This is a genomic window from Cupriavidus sp. PB-02, assembly GCF_058252315.1.
Genome location: NZ_CM177695.1, coordinates 2,451,191 through 2,468,392, shown reverse-complemented (window position 1 = coordinate 2,468,392; position 17,202 = coordinate 2,451,191). Strand labels below are relative to the sequence as shown.

14 protein-coding genes and 1 pseudogene are annotated in these 17,202 nt (G+C 67.6%); 11 read left to right on the top strand and 4 right to left on the bottom strand.

Going from position 1 to position 17,202, the window contains the following annotated elements; all coding sequences use genetic code 11:
• The 4 genes from uraH (AC10V3_RS31985) to AC10V3_RS31970 all read left to right on the top strand — a co-directional run bounded on the left by uraH (AC10V3_RS31985) (position 1) and on the right by AC10V3_RS31970 (position 3,011).
• On the top strand, positions 1–537 hold the full coding sequence (gene uraH, locus AC10V3_RS31985) for a hydroxyisourate hydrolase (protein WP_022539413.1): 537 nt from the start codon (positions 1–3) through the stop codon (positions 535–537).
• A gap of 30 nt (positions 538–567) precedes the next feature.
• Complete coding sequence (uraH, locus tag AC10V3_RS31980) at positions 568–903, top strand: hydroxyisourate hydrolase (protein WP_022539412.1); 336 nt, start codon at positions 568–570, stop codon at positions 901–903.
• Between the two features lie 354 nt (positions 904–1,257).
• The gene (moaB, locus tag AC10V3_RS31975; protein ID WP_022539411.1) at positions 1,258–1,812 is read left to right on the top strand and encodes a molybdenum cofactor biosynthesis protein B; all 555 of its coding nucleotides are present in this window, start codon (positions 1,258–1,260) and stop codon (positions 1,810–1,812) included.
• On the top strand, positions 1,767–3,011 hold the full coding sequence (locus tag AC10V3_RS31970; protein WP_349607492.1) for a molybdopterin molybdotransferase MoeA: 1,245 nt from the start codon (positions 1,767–1,769) through the stop codon (positions 3,009–3,011). Before moaB ends, AC10V3_RS31970 begins: the two co-directional genes overlap by 46 nt.
• Before the next feature lie 23 nt (positions 3,012–3,034).
• On the opposite strand, the gene AC10V3_RS31965 is transcribed toward AC10V3_RS31970, so the two are convergent.
• On the bottom strand, positions 3,035–3,475 hold the full coding sequence (locus tag AC10V3_RS31965; RefSeq protein ID WP_022539409.1) for a helix-turn-helix domain-containing protein: 441 nt from the start codon (positions 3,473–3,475) through the stop codon (positions 3,035–3,037).
• A 159-nt stretch (positions 3,476–3,634) separates the two neighbouring features.
• Here AC10V3_RS31965 and AC10V3_RS31960 point away from each other — a divergent pair, with 159 nt between their 5' ends.
• Positions 3,635–5,230, top strand: a complete 1,596-nt coding sequence (locus AC10V3_RS31960; protein WP_022539408.1) for an MFS transporter — start codon at positions 3,635–3,637, stop codon at positions 5,228–5,230.
• A 59-nt stretch (positions 5,231–5,289) separates the two neighbouring features.
• Positions 5,290–5,751 carry a MarR family winged helix-turn-helix transcriptional regulator gene (locus AC10V3_RS31955; protein ID WP_022539407.1) on the top strand — a complete coding sequence of 154 codons (462 nt, stop codon included), beginning with the start codon at positions 5,290–5,292 and terminating at the stop codon, positions 5,749–5,751.
• A gap of 26 nt (positions 5,752–5,777) precedes the next feature.
• On the opposite strand, the gene AC10V3_RS31950 is transcribed toward AC10V3_RS31955, so the two are convergent.
• Both AC10V3_RS31950 and AC10V3_RS31945 read right to left on the bottom strand, forming a co-directional pair.
• On the bottom strand, positions 5,778–6,446 hold the full coding sequence (locus AC10V3_RS31950; protein ID WP_490923930.1) for a response regulator: 669 nt from the start codon (positions 6,444–6,446) through the stop codon (positions 5,778–5,780).
• A 363-nt stretch (positions 6,447–6,809) separates the two neighbouring features.
• Positions 6,810–7,769 carry a LysR family transcriptional regulator gene (locus tag AC10V3_RS31945; protein ID WP_022539405.1) on the bottom strand — a complete coding sequence of 320 codons (960 nt, stop codon included), beginning with the start codon at positions 7,767–7,769 and terminating at the stop codon, positions 6,810–6,812.
• Positions 7,770–8,725: 956 nt separating this feature from the next.
• On the opposite strand from AC10V3_RS31945, the gene AC10V3_RS31940 reads away from it, so the two are divergent.
• The 4 genes and pseudogenes from AC10V3_RS31940 (at position 8,726) to AC10V3_RS31925 (ending at position 11,405) form a co-directional block, all read left to right on the top strand.
• Positions 8,726–9,016, top strand: coding sequence for an IS3 family transposase (locus AC10V3_RS31940; protein ID WP_022539404.1), 291 nt, complete (start codon positions 8,726–8,728; stop codon positions 9,014–9,016).
• A gap of 78 nt (positions 9,017–9,094) precedes the next feature.
• A complete protein-coding gene (locus AC10V3_RS31935) occupies positions 9,095–9,496 on the top strand; it encodes a hypothetical protein (RefSeq protein WP_022539403.1) in 402 nt (133 codons plus the stop codon).
• A 59-nt stretch (positions 9,497–9,555) separates the two neighbouring features.
• Positions 9,556–9,927: pseudogene (locus tag AC10V3_RS31930) on the top strand (DUF3300 domain-containing protein); the annotation flags it as partial.
• Between the two features lie 386 nt (positions 9,928–10,313).
• Complete coding sequence (locus AC10V3_RS31925; RefSeq protein ID WP_022539401.1) at positions 10,314–11,405, top strand: extracellular catalytic domain type 1 short-chain-length polyhydroxyalkanoate depolymerase; 1,092 nt, start codon at positions 10,314–10,316, stop codon at positions 11,403–11,405.
• A 94-nt stretch (positions 11,406–11,499) separates the two neighbouring features.
• Here AC10V3_RS31925 and AC10V3_RS31920 read toward each other — a convergent pair whose 3' ends face one another.
• A complete protein-coding gene (locus tag AC10V3_RS31920; RefSeq protein ID WP_022539400.1) occupies positions 11,500–12,819 on the bottom strand; it encodes an MFS transporter in 1,320 nt (439 codons plus the stop codon).
• A gap of 312 nt (positions 12,820–13,131) precedes the next feature.
• On the opposite strand from AC10V3_RS31920, the gene AC10V3_RS31915 reads away from it, so the two are divergent.
• The gene (locus tag AC10V3_RS31915) at positions 13,132–17,112 is read left to right on the top strand and encodes a DUF748 domain-containing protein (RefSeq protein ID WP_022539399.1); all 3,981 of its coding nucleotides are present in this window, start codon (positions 13,132–13,134) and stop codon (positions 17,110–17,112) included.
• The last annotated feature ends 90 nt before the right edge of the window (positions 17,113–17,202 follow it).

Below are 17,202 nucleotides of genomic sequence, written 5' to 3'. Positions count from 1 at the left end.
ATGAGCCAGGACAACCACGACAGCCACGACAAATTCGATGCAAGCCGCCGGCGCTTCGCGCTGCAATCGATGACGCTTGGCGGCGGCGCGCTGCTCGCCGGTGCGAGCTGGGGCGCGACGCCTGAAGCGACATCGCCGGCCGTGCCCAACCAGGCCACCGGCCCGGTGCAGCAAGGTGGCCTGGGCCCGCGCCTGACCATGCACGCGCTCGACACCTGGCACGGCACGCCCGCCGCCGGCATGCGCGTGGACCTGTTCCGCATCGACAACGGCCAGCCGCGCCTGATGCAGACCGTCACGCTCGCCGCCAATGGCCGTAGCGAACCGCCGCTGCTGATCGGCGACAGCTACCGCACCGGCACCTACGAACTGCTTCTGCACGTGGACGAGTACTTCGCCGCGCGCAAGGCCAGCCTGCCGCAGCCGCTGTTCCTGTCGAAGATCCCGCTGCGGCTGCGCGTGACCGATGCCAGCCAGCGCATCCACCTGCCCGTGCTGGTCGGGCCGTGGAGCTACAACTACTACCGCGGCAGCTGAAGCCGCGCACCTATCCGGAGGCATCGCATCATGGCAGGCATCAGCACGCATGTTCTCGACGTATCGCTGGGCAAGCCCATCGCCGGCATGCAGGTCGAGTTGTTCGACATGGGCACGCAGCCGCCGCGGCTGATCGCCCGCACCCGCACCAACCAGGACGGACGCACCGACGCGCAGATGCTGCCCGCGGCACAGGCGCGTACCGGCGAGTTCGAACTGCGCTTCTGGGTTGCGGACTATTTCAGGACACCGGACGTGTTCGCCGATATCGTTCCGGTGCGCTTCACCATTGCCGATGCCGCGCAGCACTACCACGTGCCACTGCTGTGCTCGCCGTGGAGCTTCGGGACATATCGGGGCAGCTGATGCGGTGGGGTTCTGTCGCCGTCCCACCTCGGCGCAGGCCTCGAAATCAAGACGGCGCTCCCTCGTATTCCTCGATCAACCAAAAAAACGGTGCGCCGCGACAGGGGAAATATAGGCGCGCCAGGCCGCGGTGCCAGAGCACAGTCCTCTGGGTTGCGCCTGGATACAGTCTGCCGCCTCCGTGTCGCCGGCCTGGTTGTGCCGCATTCCGGCGATGAACTGTACTCCGGAATCTGCCGCCTCTTTGTGCGCCTCGGTTACCGCTGGCCGCGCCTATTCTGGCCAGGTTGCATCAAGGGCTGGCCCGGCCCGATCCCTGCCGGGCAGCCCATGCGCCTACCAGAGGAAACCGCCATGAGTTCGCCCGCGCCAGAAAAAGGCCAGATCGCCCCCCTCGACCGATTGCTTTCCCTTTCCTGCGCCGTGCTGACGGTAAGCGACCATCGCACGCCCGCGACCGATACCTCCGGCGACCTGCTCGTCCGCCACCTCGAAGCAGCGGGACACCGCTGCATTCGCCGCGACATGTCGGTGGACAACGTCTACGCCATCCGCCGCATCCTGAGCGACTGGATCGTGGCCGGCGACGTAAAGGTGATCCTGACCAATGGCGGCACCGGCTTCAAGCCGGGCAACTCGGTGCCCGATGCGGTAGTGCCGCTGCTCGATCGCGAGATCGACGGCTTCGGCGAGCTGTTCCGCATGGTTTCCTACCGGGAAATCGGCAGTGCGGCCATGCAGTCACGCGCCTTGGCCGGCGTCGCCAACAGCCGCATCATCTTCTGCCTGCCGGGATCCGAGGGCTCCTGCAACCTTGGCTGGGAACACCTGATCCGGCCGCAACTGGATAGCCGCACCCGCCCGTGCAACTTCGCTACCGCATTCCGGCAGGGGGCCACGACATGCTGAGCTTCGATGCAGCACAAAGCCTGTTTGCCGGCAGCGTCGTGCCTGTCGCCGACACCGAGCCGGTCTGGCTGGGGCTGGCATCGGGCCGGGTGCTGGCGCGCGATGTGCCGGCACGGCTCGACGTCCCTGCCGCCGACAAGAGCGCCATGGACGGCTATGCCATCCGCATGGCCGACTGGCGTCGGGGGCAAAGCTTCCCGGTCCAGCAAGTCTGCTACGCAGGCAGCTGCCCGGAACCACTGGCAGCCGGACATGCCATCCGCCTCTTCACCGGATCGCTGGTTCCGCAAGGCGCCGACACGGTGATTGCCGACGAGCATGCCGTGCTGTCCGAGGACAAGGTGTCGTTCCTTCGCGCGCCGGTAGCGGGGCGCAACATCCGCCGCCAGGGGGAGGACGCACGGGCCGGCGGCCCGTTGCTCAGCGCAGGCACGCTGCTCCGCCCCGGGCATATTGCCGCGCTTGCGTCCCAGGGCGTGACCACCATCCCGGCCGTGAGGCTGGTCGAGGTCGCGCTGCTGATCTCGGGCGACGAAGTCGCGGCGCATGACGAGCCGCTGGGCCGCCACCAGATCCACGATATCAACGGGCCCATGCTTGAATCGCTGGTGGAGTCGCTTGGCGCCATCGTGGTCACGCGCAAGTACATCAGGGACGAGGAGCGGGCGGTCCACCAGTCGCTGCTTGAACTGGTGGACGACGCCGACATCGTGCTGCTGACCGGCGGCGCCTCGGGCGGCGTCAGGGACCTGGCGGCGCCGGCGCTGGTGTCGGCGGGCGGCGAACTGCTGTTCCACCAGGTCAACATGAAGCCGGGCAAGCCGGTCGCGGTGGGGCGGCTGCGCGCAAAGCCGGTGGTCTGCCTGCCGGGCAATCCGGCTGCGGCCTACACCACCTTTGCGCTGCTGGTGACACCGATGCTGCGCAAGCTCCAGGGGCGGGCGCAGATCTATCCTGCGGTCAGCCACGTCCGCGTCGACCTCGGCAAGCGTGAGAAGGGCCAGCGCGATGAGTTCTGGCGGGCTACCAGGGTCGCGCGCCAGGTCGGCTACGACAGGGCGCAGGTCCACAGCCAGCAGGGTGCTGCGTCGGTTTCCGCACTAGGCGATGCCGCCGGCTTTATCCGCGTTTCGCCGCAGGCGGATATCGCCGCCTACGATCTCGTGCCGTACTACGACCTGCGTTGCTGGCTGGCCTAGCACGCGGTTCCACGCCGCCCGGCTCAGGCCGCCGAGCGCTTGCCGTGGCGATGCCGCCAGCGCGACGGCGTATCGCCCGCGAAGCGCTTGAACACGCTGGCGAAATGCGCCTGCGTCTGGAAACCGACGTCCATGGCGACGTGCACGATCGGATGATCGGTCGAGGCCAGCAGGTCCTGGGCGCGTTCGATGCGCCGGCGCAGCAGGTAGTCGTGCGGACGCTGCCCGGTCGTGGCCTTGAACTGCGCGGCAAAATGCATGCGCGTGAGGCCGGCGGCTTCGGCCAGGTTCGCCAGCCTGATGGCGTCGGCCAGATTTGCCTCGATGTACTCGGTCGCCTTGCGCAGGCGCCACGCGGCCAGCGGTGCTGTGGCCGGCGCGCCGCGCCGCGAAGGCGGTGCAGTGTGGCCTTCCTGCTCCGGCCGCTGCGCGACGGCTGCCGCTTCGAAGGTTGTCGTGCTCATCGCGCCATTCCTTACTATGATACAGACCTGTCTCATTTGTAATGGATACAGATCTGTCTGTCAAGGTGAAATCCAATCAGCAGTTATCCCATTCCTCAGCCACTTCTCAGTTTCCTGTCCTATAATCATTGACAACGCAACGATTGACCGAGCAACAAAATGACACCACAGCCACAAAGCGACCACGCCAACGGCCAGGTCCTGCCATTCCGGGAGTCCTTGCTGGCCATGCTGGGCGTGGCTTTCGTGGTGATGCTGGTGGCGCTGGACCAGACCGTGGTCGGCACGGCGCTGCCGACGGTGGTCGCGGAGTTGCAGGGCTTCGAGTACTACGCGTGGGTGGCCACGGCCTACCTGCTGACCTCGGTGATCACCGTGCCGATCTTCGGGCGGCTGGGGGACTATTACGGGCGCAAGCCGTTCGTGCTGGCGTCGATCGTGGTGTTCTCGGTGGCCTCGGCGCTGTGCGGCATGGCGCCGAGCATGCCGTTCCTCGTGCTGGCGCGCGCGCTGCAGGGCATCGGTGGCGGCATGCTGGTCGGTACGGCCTTTGCCTGTATCGCCGACCTGTTCCCGGATTCGCATGTGCGGCTGCGCTGGCAGGTGATGCTGAGCGCGGCGTTCGGCATTGCCAATGCCGTCGGTCCTTCGCTGGGCGGGGTGCTGACGGAGTGGTATGGCTGGCGCGCGGTGTTCTACGTCAACCTGCCGGTGGGCGTGCTGGGGCTGTGGTTCGCGTGGCGCTACCTGCCGCACCTGCGCCAGCAGGCGCACAGCGGACCGATCCGGGTGGACTGGCTGGGCGCCTTGCTGATTGCGGCGGGGCTGGGCTGCATGCAGCTGAGCGTGGAACTGCTGCCGGAGCGCGGCTTCGATGCATATACCGGCGGCCTGCTGGTGCTCGCCGTGGCTGTGCTGGTGGCGCTGTGGCACTGGGAGAAGCGCTGCGCCAACCCGATCCTGCCGGTGGAGATGTTCCGCAACCCGGGGCTGGCGCCGCTGTTCCAGTTGTCGGTGTTCGCGGGCTTCACCATGTTCGCGCTGCTGCTCTACGCGCCGCTGCTGTTCCAGGGTGGCTTCGGCTATTCGCCCAAGGAGGCGGGCCTGCTGATTACGCCGCTGGTGGTCTGCATCACCGTCGGCAGCATCGTCAACGGCCGCATCGTCACGCGTATCCGCCACCCCAATGCCATGCTCTATGCCGGCTTCGGCATGCTGGCCGTGGCGTGCCTGGGGCTGTCGCAGGCCACGCGCGGCATGCCCCACGGGCTGCTGATGGCGATCATGCTGGTGGGCGGGCTGGGGCTGGGTTTTATCATGCCGAACCTGACCGTGTTTGCGCAGCAGACCGCGGGGCGCGAGCATCTTGGCATCGCCACCGCCATGCTGCAGTCCCTGCGCATGGTGGGCGGCATGGTGGGCACGGCGATCGTGGGCACGCTGGTCACGCGCAGCTACACCGGTGGCGTCGACCATGCGCTGGCGGCGGCCAATGCGAGTCAGTGGGCGGCGCGCATGGCCGACCCGCAGGTGCTGATCGACAAGGCCTCGCAGGCGGTGCTGCTCGGCCAGCTCGGCCAGGCCGGGCACAATGGCGCGCTGCTGCTGGAGCAGGCGCGCGTGTCGCTGGTCAGCGCCATCCACCTGGGCCTGCTTGCCGCCGCGGCCGCGGCGGCGTTCGGGGTCTGGCGCGCGCGCCAGGTGCCGCCGGTGACGCTGGCGCGCACCGCGGCACCGGCGATGGCGGCAGACTAAGATACGGGCCAGCAACGGGGCCAGCAACGGGGCCTGCAATGCACCCCTGAGGAGAACGGATGGAACTGGAGCGACAAAGCGTGGCCGTACTGCAGCAGTTCGGGCGCACCTACCGCGCCTACGCGGCGGCGTTCGAGCAGCGTATGGGCCTGCCGCTGGCGCGCTGGCGCGTCTTGCATGCGCTGCATCTGCAGGACGATGCGATCGCGCAGAAAGCGCTGGCCGACCGCGTTGGCATGGATCCGGGTGCGTTGACGCGCCAGCTCAAGGCCATGCAGGAACTCGGCTGGGTGGAGCGCTCCACCTCCGAGCGCGACAACCGCGTGACGCATGTCACGTTGTCACGGGAAGGGCAGCAGATGGTGTCGCAGATGATGCCCGTGCGCTCGGCCTTCCTCGAAGACGTACTGGCCGAGGTCACGCCTGCCACCATGCAGGAGCTGTCGCACGGCCTGGCGCAACTGGAAGCCGGCATCGCATACGCGCAGGCACGCGCGGCGGAAGCGGTCGACGCAGCCTGAAGCATCGCCAACGGCGCCGCGCAGGTTCAGGAGGCCGTCAGCAGCATGCCCTTGAGCGCGGCGAACTCGAACAGCTCGCGGTCATTGGTGACGCCGAGCTTGTGCATGGCGCAATTCTTCTGCCGGCTGATGGTCTTGACGCTGCGGCACAGCAGGTTGGCGATCTCGCTGACCGAGCGGCCGGCCAAATACAGCCGCAACACTTCCATCTCGCGCGCGGAGAGGCGGTCGGCGCCGGCCTGGCCTGGCGCGACCGGATTGCCCGGATCGGCTTGTGTCAGGACCTCCATGGCCGACTTGCCGATGTAGTGGAAGCCGCGCTGGATGCGGTACACCACGGTAACCAGTTCCGACAGCGGTGAATCCTTCAGCAGCAGGCCATGCACATGGGTGTCGAGGATGGCGCGCAGCACCAGCGGGTTGGTGATCATGGTCAGCACGATCACGGCGAGCGAAGGATGGCGCCGCCGCAGGCTGGCCAGCAGGCGCAGCCCGTCGCTGTTGCCCTCTTCCTGCGCGGGCATGTGGTAGTCGGTGATCACGACATCGGGACGCAGCACCTCGACACTGTTCAGCAGCGCTGCCGCGCTGGTCACTCTGCCGCAGACTTCCCAGCCGGTCTGGGTACGCAAGCGGTCGGCAACGGCCGCGCTTACCACCGGATGGTCGTCGGCAAGCAGGATCCTCAATGCCATCGGGTTGCTCCTCGGTTCTTGTTTGCGGCGGCGCCGGCGACCGCGCCGGCCTCAAGAAAACGCCGCACGTCTCCAGACGTGCGGCGCAAGAACGACGCCAGACAAAACGGCGCCAGACAACTGCGTGCATTGCCGCAGGACCTGGCCAAACGGGAGACGGCCGGAGTGCGCCAATGCCAGGGCAGGATACCGGCCGCGCTTGCGGGCGAAGCTAGGATGATTCGCAAACCGCGCCGGGGACGGGGCGCGAGGCATGCGGCGCCGGACAAAACTCGAGCGAGTGTAGTGCAGGCCCGGGATTCGGGAAAATGTCTAAGGACTGCAATAAACGGCCGGCGCGCAGGCGCGTCCGGCCGCTGGAAGTCAGGCCAGCGCAGGCTCGGCCTGCGCGGCCGGGCGGCCCTTGCGGCGGCCGTCGATGGCCTTGAGCGGATCGCGCAGCACGGCACTGCCCACGTCCATGATGTCGCGCAGCACGCCTTTGTCGCGGCCACGTTCGGGCGACCAGAAATGCAGCGCGGCCCATTCCGGGAAGCTGCTCGGCGGCGCCAGCAGGCGCGTCTTGCGCTCGCGCGTGACCAGCGGCACGTTGAAGTCCAGCACCGGACAGATGCCGCCGGCCGCATGCAGCAACGTGATCTGCGTATGCCAGGACGGCACCACGGTCTCGCGGTGCCCGGGCGTGCTGGCCTGCCGGCTCAGGAAGGCACGCAGCGGGCTGCCAGCCTCGCAATCCTCCTGCAGCAGGATCCAGTCGCTTTCACTGTCGTCATAGCTGCCTTCGCGCGTGGCGCTGACCAGCCGGCGCGGCGTGGCCATGATGTTTTGTTGCCGCACATGTTCGGGGACGTGCCCGCCGTCGACGACGAAGGCGCAGTCCAGTTCGCCGGCATCGAGGTGGCCTGCGAGCGCGGCATCGGCAATCACCGGGCGGGTGATAAAGCTGTCATGCGGGAACTGCTCGCACAGCGCGGTCAGGATCTCGGTGATGACGGGGTCTCCGATCGATGACGAAAACCCGATGGAAACGCGCCTGCCGCCTTCTTGCCGCCTGCTCAGGCCCGACTCGCCGGGCCGCACCAGCTGGTTCCATTTGGCCAGGATCTGGCGCGCGGTCTGCTCCAGGCGCAGCGCATGCGGGGTGGGCTCGAGCATGCCGTTGCGCTTGACGAACAAGGGATCGCCGGTGATTTCGCGCAGGCGCGCGAGGCTGTAGGCGACCGTGGGGACGCGTCCCTGCGTGCAGGCTGCGACGGCGTTGAGGTCGCGGTACTCCATGACAAGGACAAAGACGTGCAACAACTTCGTGCTGACATGACGCATTCCGACTTCTCCCGATTCATGACTTTGTTTTGGTTTTTAGTTTGTCTGATGCGTACGGTGCTGCGCGACTAAGGAGCGCAGTAGCGGCGCCGAAGCCCGGTCAGGCGCAGGGGCGACTGTCCCGGCTTCTGGTGTGCGCGGCTGGCATGAAGTGCCGATGCGGCAATGTCGCCGGGTGAGCGCGGTCCAGGCAGGATGCGGTGCAAAAGCATGACACGACTCCTAGATGTCTGACTTGCGTGTCGACAAATGGCGCAGTGACTCTTCGATCCTTCAGGCCTGGTGCTTGCCGGCAGCGTGAGGGCGCGCACCTGGGCGGGGTAGGGCCTGGTGCGGGCTGCCGGGCCGCCATCTCTGCATGCGCTGCGTGGCGCATCGCGATTGGCGTGCCAAATTTAGTTGATGCCGAGGAAGCTTAATACACGCATGGCAAAAGTCATAGAAACTTGATTTGATGACAGTGTTCTAATTTCGTTTTTTTCGGCTTTGTCTGAACATCCGGACATGGCGGGAAATGCGGAAAAATAGCGGATAGAACGGGCCCTGGCGCCGTCGCGGTGCAACCGTCCTTGCCGGGCGTAACACCGGTGAAACAGAGTGCGCTCCAATTTGGCATAACAAAATTTGCGCGGGAAGATGCCGATGCCAGCGCAATGGCGCAGGCCCGCAGGCCTGGCGACGGATTGAATGACCAGCTGGAATCTCTTTCCTGATCTCTTGCCTGTGCCAAGTCAACCTGGTGTGGGAATCACCCGGCTCCGTCGCATGACGATCACTGCCGGGCACCGATGCCTGCATCCCCGGCCGAGAAAATTTTCTTAACTCGGCCCGCGAAGACACTGAATTGCTTTTTGCCGCGGGCGTGGGCTAACGTACCGCCAGAGTCGGCACGGTTGGTGGCGCGGCTGGTGGCGCTCGTGGCGCCGCGCATGGCGCCGTGCGAAGCGGAGAAATTCGTGAACAGACGGTATTCAGAAGAACAGATCCGCAGCTACCTGGCCGAGGCGGCCAGCGGCGTGCCGGTGCGTGAGCTGTGCGCGCGCTACGGCTTCAGCGATGCCTCGTTCTACGGATGGCGCGCCCGCTACGGCCAGCCAAGCCAGGGCGATGCGCGCGACGGGCGCAAGCTGCGCGAGCTGCAGGAAGAGAATGCCCGGCTCAAGAGTATGCTTGCGGACGCGCTGCTCAAGCTCGAGCTGCTGCGTAACCGTACCGGCCGCCGCAACGGCAACAGCAAGGATCGCTAGCGGCGGACGGTTTCCGCAACGCACCGTGCCGCGACCCGTGCATCCCCCATGCACCGCGCACGGCTCTGGAGTATTGGTTTGACGAAGTTCCTGTTCAAGGCGGGCGTGCTGGCATGCGCCGCGATGGTGGCCGTTCCGGTGCTGGCGGCAAGTGATACGAAAACGGGTACTGCAACCGGCGCGGCAGGCAATGCCGCTGCCGCCGGCACGCCGATGGTGGCACCGCCCCCGCCACGGATGCTGGATGAAGGCACCGCCGTGGTGGAAGGCACCGACGGCACGTTGTCCGCATCGCAGCGCCAGCATTGCCAATCATTGCTGGACAAGATCAACGCTCTGCCCGCGGGGCCGCAGTGGTCCGAGGGTAAATCGTCGGTGACCACCGCCGACGGGCGCAAATACCCTGCGCTGGAGCGGCAGGCCGACCGCAAGCGTCTGGAGGAAGCCTATCGGCAGGAGTGCACGCAGCAACGTCGCTGAGTGCGCAACCCGGGCAGCACGCTCTCACCAGGCCCCTGCGCAGATCCTGGAGAGCGAACATGCAACGTTTCAAACACCTCTTCGCATGGTGCCTCGCGCTGATGGTGCTGGCGCCGGCGGGCATCGCGCAGGCGCAGTCCACGCTGAGCAATGCTCAGCTCGACCAGCTGACCGCACCGGTCGCGCTGTACCCGGATGCGCTGCTGTCGCAGGTGCTGATGGCGGCCACTTATCCGGCCGACGTCGCGGCCGCGGCGCAATGGTCCAGGTCCAACCCCAGCCTGTCGGGCGATGCCGCGACCAAAGCGGTCAGCAACGAGTCGTGGGATCCGAGCGTGCAGTCATTGGCGGCCTCTGGGGCCCTTCACCGCCGCGCGCGTCAAGTCCATCCGCAGCTTTGCCCCCGATGGCTGGGGGCGCGTGGCGGAGCGCTGAGCCGCAGCGCGCCGGCTGGCCGTTTTCAGGCCAGCCCAGCCCGGGCTCGATGCCGCAAGCGGTGCTGAACTCGATCGCAACGGTGGCGTCCCGCGGCTTGGCCGGGGCCGGCTCCAAGTCCGCATAGACCGCTGCCAGCCCGTCCCGGTCGACGTCAACGCAATCTATCTGACTGCGATCTGCATTCTTTCGTGTCCATCATTTATGTTTTCGCCATTTTTGACGAATGCGGAATTCCCGCGGCGCTGCGAGGCGTGGGCCAGGCCGTGACCCATAACCTACATGCGCGGAGTGCGCCTCGACCCGCTTGCCGAGTGTGGTATGCTGCAACGCAACAATAAAGGCACTAGGGGGAGATTCCGTCATACGACCAGGAGTCCTCATGACCAAAAGCCTCGCCCATGACTGGCATGCACGAATCCGGCGACTGAGCCGGGTGCAGGCCCGCACGGAAGCCCAGGTGAAGTCCTGGCTGGAACGCATGGATTCGCTGAATCCGCTGACGCCGGCGCGCCCGGCTGACAAGCCCGGCAAGCGCCGGCGTGCCAGGCCAGCGCCCGAGCCCGGCCAGCTGCCCGGCACCTGGCAAGCGCACCGCCTGCGCCTGGCGCCGCTGCCGGGCGAGCTGGTGCCGCAGCTGTCTTACCATCTCTATATCCCGTCCAAGGCACATCGCGGCCCATTGCCCGTGGTGGTGGTGCTGCACGGCTGTCGCCAGACGCCGGACGACCTGTCCGCGGGTACCCGCATGAATGAACTGGCCGAGCGCGAGGGCTTTATCGTTGCCTATCCGCAACAGCCGCTGCGCCGTCAGGTGCAGCGCTGCTGGCAATGGTTCGACCTGGGCGCGGCCGAAGGCGGGCGCGAAGCGCAGGCGGTGGCGGCGCTGCTCGACGCGCTGGCGGCCCGCCACGAGGTGCGCGAGCGCGAGATCTACCTGGCTGGCATGTCGGCCGGCGCGGCTATGGCCGCCGTGGTGGCGCTGCGCTACCCAGGCAAGGTCGCCGCCGCGGCGCTGCACTCCGGTGTGGTCATCGGTGCGGCCGATACGCCGCGCGCGGGCCTGCGGGCGATGCAGCACGGCTCGGCGGCCGACCCGTCATGGCTGCTGGATGCCGCGGGGGTGACGCCCGGCGGTCCCGAGATGCCGGCCCTGGTGCTGCACGGCCTGGCCGACGACGCGGTGCATCCGGTCAACGGCCGCCTGCTCGCGCGCCAGTTCCTGGCCTACAACGGGCTGGAGGACCGGCTCGCCGGTGTGCCGGACAAGCCACAGGAGGGCGCGGGCGAGCGCCCGGGCCGCTCGCATGAATACCGCTTTGGCCGCTGGAGCCGCGACCTGGTGACGCTGGTGGAAGTGGAAGGCCTGGGCCACGCCTGGAGCGGCGGCGATGCCAGCTATGGCTACCACAGCGAAATCGGCCCCGATGCCAGCGCGATGATGTGGCGGTTCTTCCGCCAGCACCGGCGCTGAGCCGGGGCGTGATTACGCACAAGCTCACACAAAAGCAGCGCATGAAAAAGGGAGGGCATCGGGCCCGCCCTTGTCTTTTAGGCCGATGCGGCCGTCAGCCGCGCGAGCGGTCCTTGACGAACAGCGCCGTCACCATGCCGAGCACGCACAACGCCACCACATAGTGCGCCGGCGCCAGCCGGTCGTGCTTGAGCATCAGCGTGACCACCATCGGCGTCAGGCCGCCGAAGATCGCGTACGACACGTTGTACGAGAACGACAGCCCCGAGAAGCGCACCTGCGCCGGGAATGCATTGACCAGCACAAACGGCACCGCGCCGATGGTGCCGACCAGGAAGCCTGCCAGCGCGTACAGCGGTAGCAGCAGGTCGGGGCGGGTGAAGATCGTGGTGTAGAAGGCATACGCGCAGATCGCCAGCAGCAGGCCGCCGAAGAACAGCGTGCGGCGTGGGCCGATGCGGTCGGCCAGCGCGCCGGACACGATGCAGCCGACGGTCAGGCACAGGGTGGCGACGCTGTTGGCCACCAGCGCGGTGCGCGCGTCAAAACCGTACAGCTTCTGCAGGAAGGTCGGCGTCATCAGGATCACCACCACGATGCCGGCAGACAGCATCCACGTCAGCAGCATCGACACCGCCACGCCGCGGCCGTGGTCGCGCACCACGGACTTCAGCGGCATCTCGGCCGCCAGCGCCTTGCGCTGCTTCAGCTCGGCAAACACCGGGGTCTCGTGCAGCCAGCGGCGCAGGTACACCGAGGCAATGCCGAACACGCCGCCGATCAGGAAGGGCACGCGCCAGCCGTAGTCGGCCAGCTCCGCCGGGGTGAACACGCTGTTGATGCCGGTGGCCACCAGCGAGCCCAGCAGGATGCCCGCGGTCAGCCCCGCGGTCAGCGTGCCACAGGCGTAGCCAACGTGGCGTGCCGGCACGTGCTCGGACACGAACACCCAGGCGCCCGGCACTTCGCCGCCGACGGCGGCGCCTTGCAGGATGCGCAGCACCAGCAGCAGCACCGGCGCGGCCAGTCCGATAGACTGGTAGGTCGGCATCAGGCCCATCAGCAGCGTCGGCACCGACATCAGCAGGATGGACAGCGTGAACATCTTCTTGCGGCCGAGCAGGTCGCCGAAGTGGGCCATGATGATGCCGCCCAGCGGCCGGGCCAGGTAGCCCGCGGCGAAAATGCCGAAGGTCTGCAGCTGGCGCAGCCAGTCCGGAACCGACGGCGGGAAGAATAATTGCCCGATGACCGTCGCAAAAAAGACGAAGATGATGAAGTCGTAGAACTCGAGCGCGCCGCCGAGGGCGGCGAGGGAAAGCGTCTTGTAATCCTGGCCGATCAGCGGGCGCGCGCTGGCACTGGTATGGGCCGGCGCGCCGACACCTGCGGCGGTACTGCTGGTGGTGGACATGAAGGGACTCGCATGGAAAAGATCGCATGCGAAGCGCGCAACACGGAGTACGTGGAGGGTGTGGCCGGAGGGTACAGCGCAGGTGAGGCAGGCACGGTGTGGCGGGTAAGCCGCAGGCTTGCGACGAAACGCTTCGCAAAGCCCGTAAAGATACCAGATCGGCCTGTCCCTCATTGTCCGAGTGGTTGAACAGACAATTTTGCTTTCTTTGCATTGTACGAATCCGTTGCGATAATGTCGGCAAAAAAGTGAAATCCGGGGCACAAACCGTCGTGCAGCACCGGTAAGCGGGGTCAGATCTTCTGGAACGTCATGGCTTTCAAGCAATCCATCCAGGCAGTGGCGGCGACGCCCCGTGGCCGTCTGGCTACCCGTGTCGTCGGCGGCGTGGTGGCCGCGCTCGCGGTATTCGGGCTGGCCGGCTATTTCGGCGGACCGCCGCTGCTCAAGTACCTGATCGAAAAGAACGCGACCGAGGCGCTCGGGCGCAAGGTCACGCTGGGCAAGGCACATGTGCGCCCGTTCGAACTGGCGGCCACGCTCACTGACCTGACCATCTACGAGCGCGACGGCAAGACCCCCGCGCTGACGCTGGGCGAGGCCGAGGCCAATACCTCGCTGGCGTCGATATGGCACCTGGCGCCGGTGGTCGACAACCTGCATATCGACCGGCTCGCCGTGCGCGTGGCGCGCGGCGCCGACGGCCGCGTGAGCTTTGCCGATGTCCAGGACAAGCTCGCGGCCCAGCCGCCCAAGCCGGCCGATGCCAAGCCCGCGCGCTTCTCGGTCAACAACATTGCCGTGACCGGCAGCAGCTTCAGCTATGACGACAAGCAGCTCGATACCAGTCTGCGCGTCGACCACCTGACGCTGACGCTGCCGTTCCTGTCCAACCTGCCGCACGACGTGGAGATCGTGACCCGGCCCACGCTGAGCGCGCAGGTCAACGGCACGCCGCTGGCGCTCGACGGCGAGGTGCTGCCCTTTGCCGATTCGCGCCAGACGCGGCTGAACGTCAACCTCGACGGGCTCGACCTGACGCGCTTCATGGCGTTCGCGCCGCCGCTGCGCGATGCCGAGGTCAAGGCCGGCAAGCTCGATACGCGCCTGACGGTGACGTTCCGCCAGCAGAAGGACACGCAGGAAATGCTGCTGATGGGCACGGCCACGCTGCGCGATGCCGATATCCGCACGCGCGCGGGCCAGCCATTGATCAAGACCAGCCGCCTGGCTGTCGACATCGGCAAGCTCGAGCCGCTGGCGCACCGCGCGCAACTGCGCAGCGTGGAGATCGAGGGCCTGGGCGTGGAGGCCGCGCGGCGCGCGGACGGCACGCTGAACCTGGCGACTGCGTTCCTGCCGCAGGCGGTGAGCAAGTCGACCGATGGCGTGGCGCCGGCCCCGGCATCCGCGCCCGCCGCGGCGTCGGGCGTGCAAGCGCAGCCCGCCACACCGGCCGCGACGGCGAAGAAAGACGAGCCATGGCGCTACGCGGTCGACCGCATCGTCGTGAAGCAGGCGAAGCTGGGGTTTGAAGACGCGCTGGCACCATCCGGCCCCGGCAAGCTGGCGCTGGGCCCGCTCGATGCCGAGGTCAAGGGCTTTGCCGGCACCGAGGGCGACAAGCCCGCCCGCATCGAAGCCACGCTCACCGTGGCCGACGGCCAGACCCTGCACCATACCGGCGACCTGCTGCTGCGCGACGGCACGCTGGCGGGCACGCTCGAAACCACTGGCCTGCGCCCGCAGGGCTTTGCCGCGTGGTGGCCGCGCGAACTGCGCAGCCAGTTCGGCGAGTCCGCGGTCAATGCCGAGCTGCACTACCGCATGGCCTGGGCCACGCCGCAATTCCAGTTCGTGCTGGAAAAGTCGCGGCTGGAGCTGGCGCCGCTCTATGTCGCCACGCGCGAGCCGGTGACGATGCCGGTCTCGGCGGCAGCGCGCATGGGCAGCGACACGCGGGCGCAGCCCGCCGCCAACGGTGACGCCACCCCGCGCGCCAGCCGCCGCGCGCGCGAGCGCGCCGCTGCCGACCGCGAGGGCGCCAACCTGCCGCTGCTGCGCGCGGAAAAGCTGGTGCTGGAAGATATCCAGTTCGACCTCGCCAAGCAGACCTTCGCCACCAGCCAGGTCACGCTGGCACAGCCGCAGATCTCCGCCACGCGCGACCACCGCGGCCAACTGCTCGAGATGGCGCGGCTGTGGGCCAGCGAATCGGCACAGCAGGCGCGTAGCGCGCCGCGCCGCACAGCCGCCAATGGCACCCCCGCCACCAACGGCACCACCAACGGCGCGCCTGCCGCGGGCGTGTGGAAGGCCAACATCGGCAAGGTCACCGTTGACGGTGGCAGCGCGCGCCTGGCGGACTACCAGCCCGCCGAGGCCAACCGCGGCCGCCCGGTGATCCACGAGTTCCGCAATATCGCGCTCGCCACCGGCGCCATCGCCTGGCCGCTGACGCCGGCGGCGGTGCCAGTCAAGCTGCATGCGGAGTCAGGCCGGCGCGGCGTGATCGGCGTGGACGGCTCGGTGCTGCCGACCGTCCCGGCCAGCCGCCTGCAACTGGACCTGCGCGAGGTGGAAATGCGCCCGCTGCAGCCCTATTTGGCCGACCGCTTCAACGCCGCGCTGCGCAGCGGCACGCTGACGGTCAAGGGCAAGCTCAACGTCGACGCGCCCACCGGCAAGCCCATCGCGGCGCAATTCGCCGGCAACGTGCTGTCCGGCAACGTGCGCACGGTCGACCGCGTCAGCGGCGACGACTTCCTGCGCTGGCGTTCGCTGGCGGTCTCGGGCATCGACTTCGCGATGGACGAGAGCAAGGGGCCGATGCGCGTGAGCCTGGGCAACATCGCGCTGTCCGATTTTTATGCGCGCGTGATCCTGAACGCCAACGGCCGCCTGAACCTGCAGGACGTAATGGCCGGTGGCGCGGCCAAGGGCGAGGCGGCGCCGTCCACCAGCCTCACGCAGGCCAATCCGGCGTCCGCGCCGGCGACGCCGCCGGTGCAGGCCGGCGGCACGCGCACCGCCCAGGTCGAGCAGAAGCCGGGCGGGCCCAAGCCGCAGGTGCGCATCGGCGGGGTGTCAGTCAGCCAGGGCAACATCAATTTCTCGGACTTCTTCGTCAAGCCCAACTACACCGCCAACCTGACCGGCATGAAGGGTTCGGTGTCCAAGGTGTCGTCGGGCGATCCCACGCCGGCCGACCTGGTGCTGGACGGCCGCATCGATGACGACGCCCCGGTCAATATCAACGGCAAGATCAACCCGCTCGGCGAGCAACTGTTCCTGGACATCGCCGCCAAGGCATCGGGCGTGGAGCTGACGCGGCTCACGCCCTACGCGGCCAAGTACGCCGGCTACCCGATCACCAAGGGCAAGCTGACCGTGGACGTGGCCTACAAGATCGAAAACGGCAAGCTCGATGCCAGCAACCACCTGTTCCTGGACCAGCTCACCTTCGGCGATCGCGTCGACAGCCCGGATGCGACCAAGCTGCCGGTGCTGCTGGCGGTGTCGCTGCTCAAGGACCGCAACGGCGTGATCGACGTGAACCTGCCGGTATCGGGTTCGTTGTCGGATCCGGAGTTCAGCATCGGCGGCGTGATCGTGCGCGTGATCGTCAACCTGCTGACCAAGGCGATCACCTCGCCGTTCTCGCTGATCGCGTCGGCATTCGGCGGCGGTGGCGGCGAAGAACTGGGCTATGTCGAATTCGCTCCCGGCACTTCGACCCTGACGCCGGCGGCCAGGGAGAAGATCGGCAAGCTCGGCCAGGCACTGAACGACCGCCCCGCGCTGCGGCTGGAGATCAGCGGCCGCATCGATCCGGCCACCGACGAGGCCGGCGCGCGCCGCGCCTGGCTGGATGCGCGCGTGACCGAGCAGAAGCGACGCGACCTGCGCGCCAGCGCCCAGTCCGGCGACGAAGCCGGCGACGGCGAGGCGGGCGAGCAGGGCGCCGAGGTCAAGGTGTCGAAGCAGGAGTACCCGAAGTACCTGGAAGAGGTCTACAAGCGCACCTCGATGAAGAAGCCGCGCAACTTCGTCGGCTTTACCAAGTCCTTGCCGCCCGAGGAAATGGAAAGGCTGCTGATGGCCAACGCCACGGTGACCGAGGCTGACCTGAAGCGCCTTGCCGAGCAGCGTGCGCTGGCAGTCAAGCAGGCGCTGGAGCGCGAGGGCAAGGTGCCGGAGAGCCGGCTGTTCCTGACGGCGCCGAAGCTCAGCGCCGAGGGCATCAAGGACAAGGGTGCGCCCAACCGGGTGGACTTCTCCATCCGCGGGTAGACGCGCGGGTAGACGTGTCGCAAAGCCGCCCGCCGCATGGCGGGCGTGTCATGCCGTCACATCTCCGGCATGCTGCGCGTTCCGGACTGG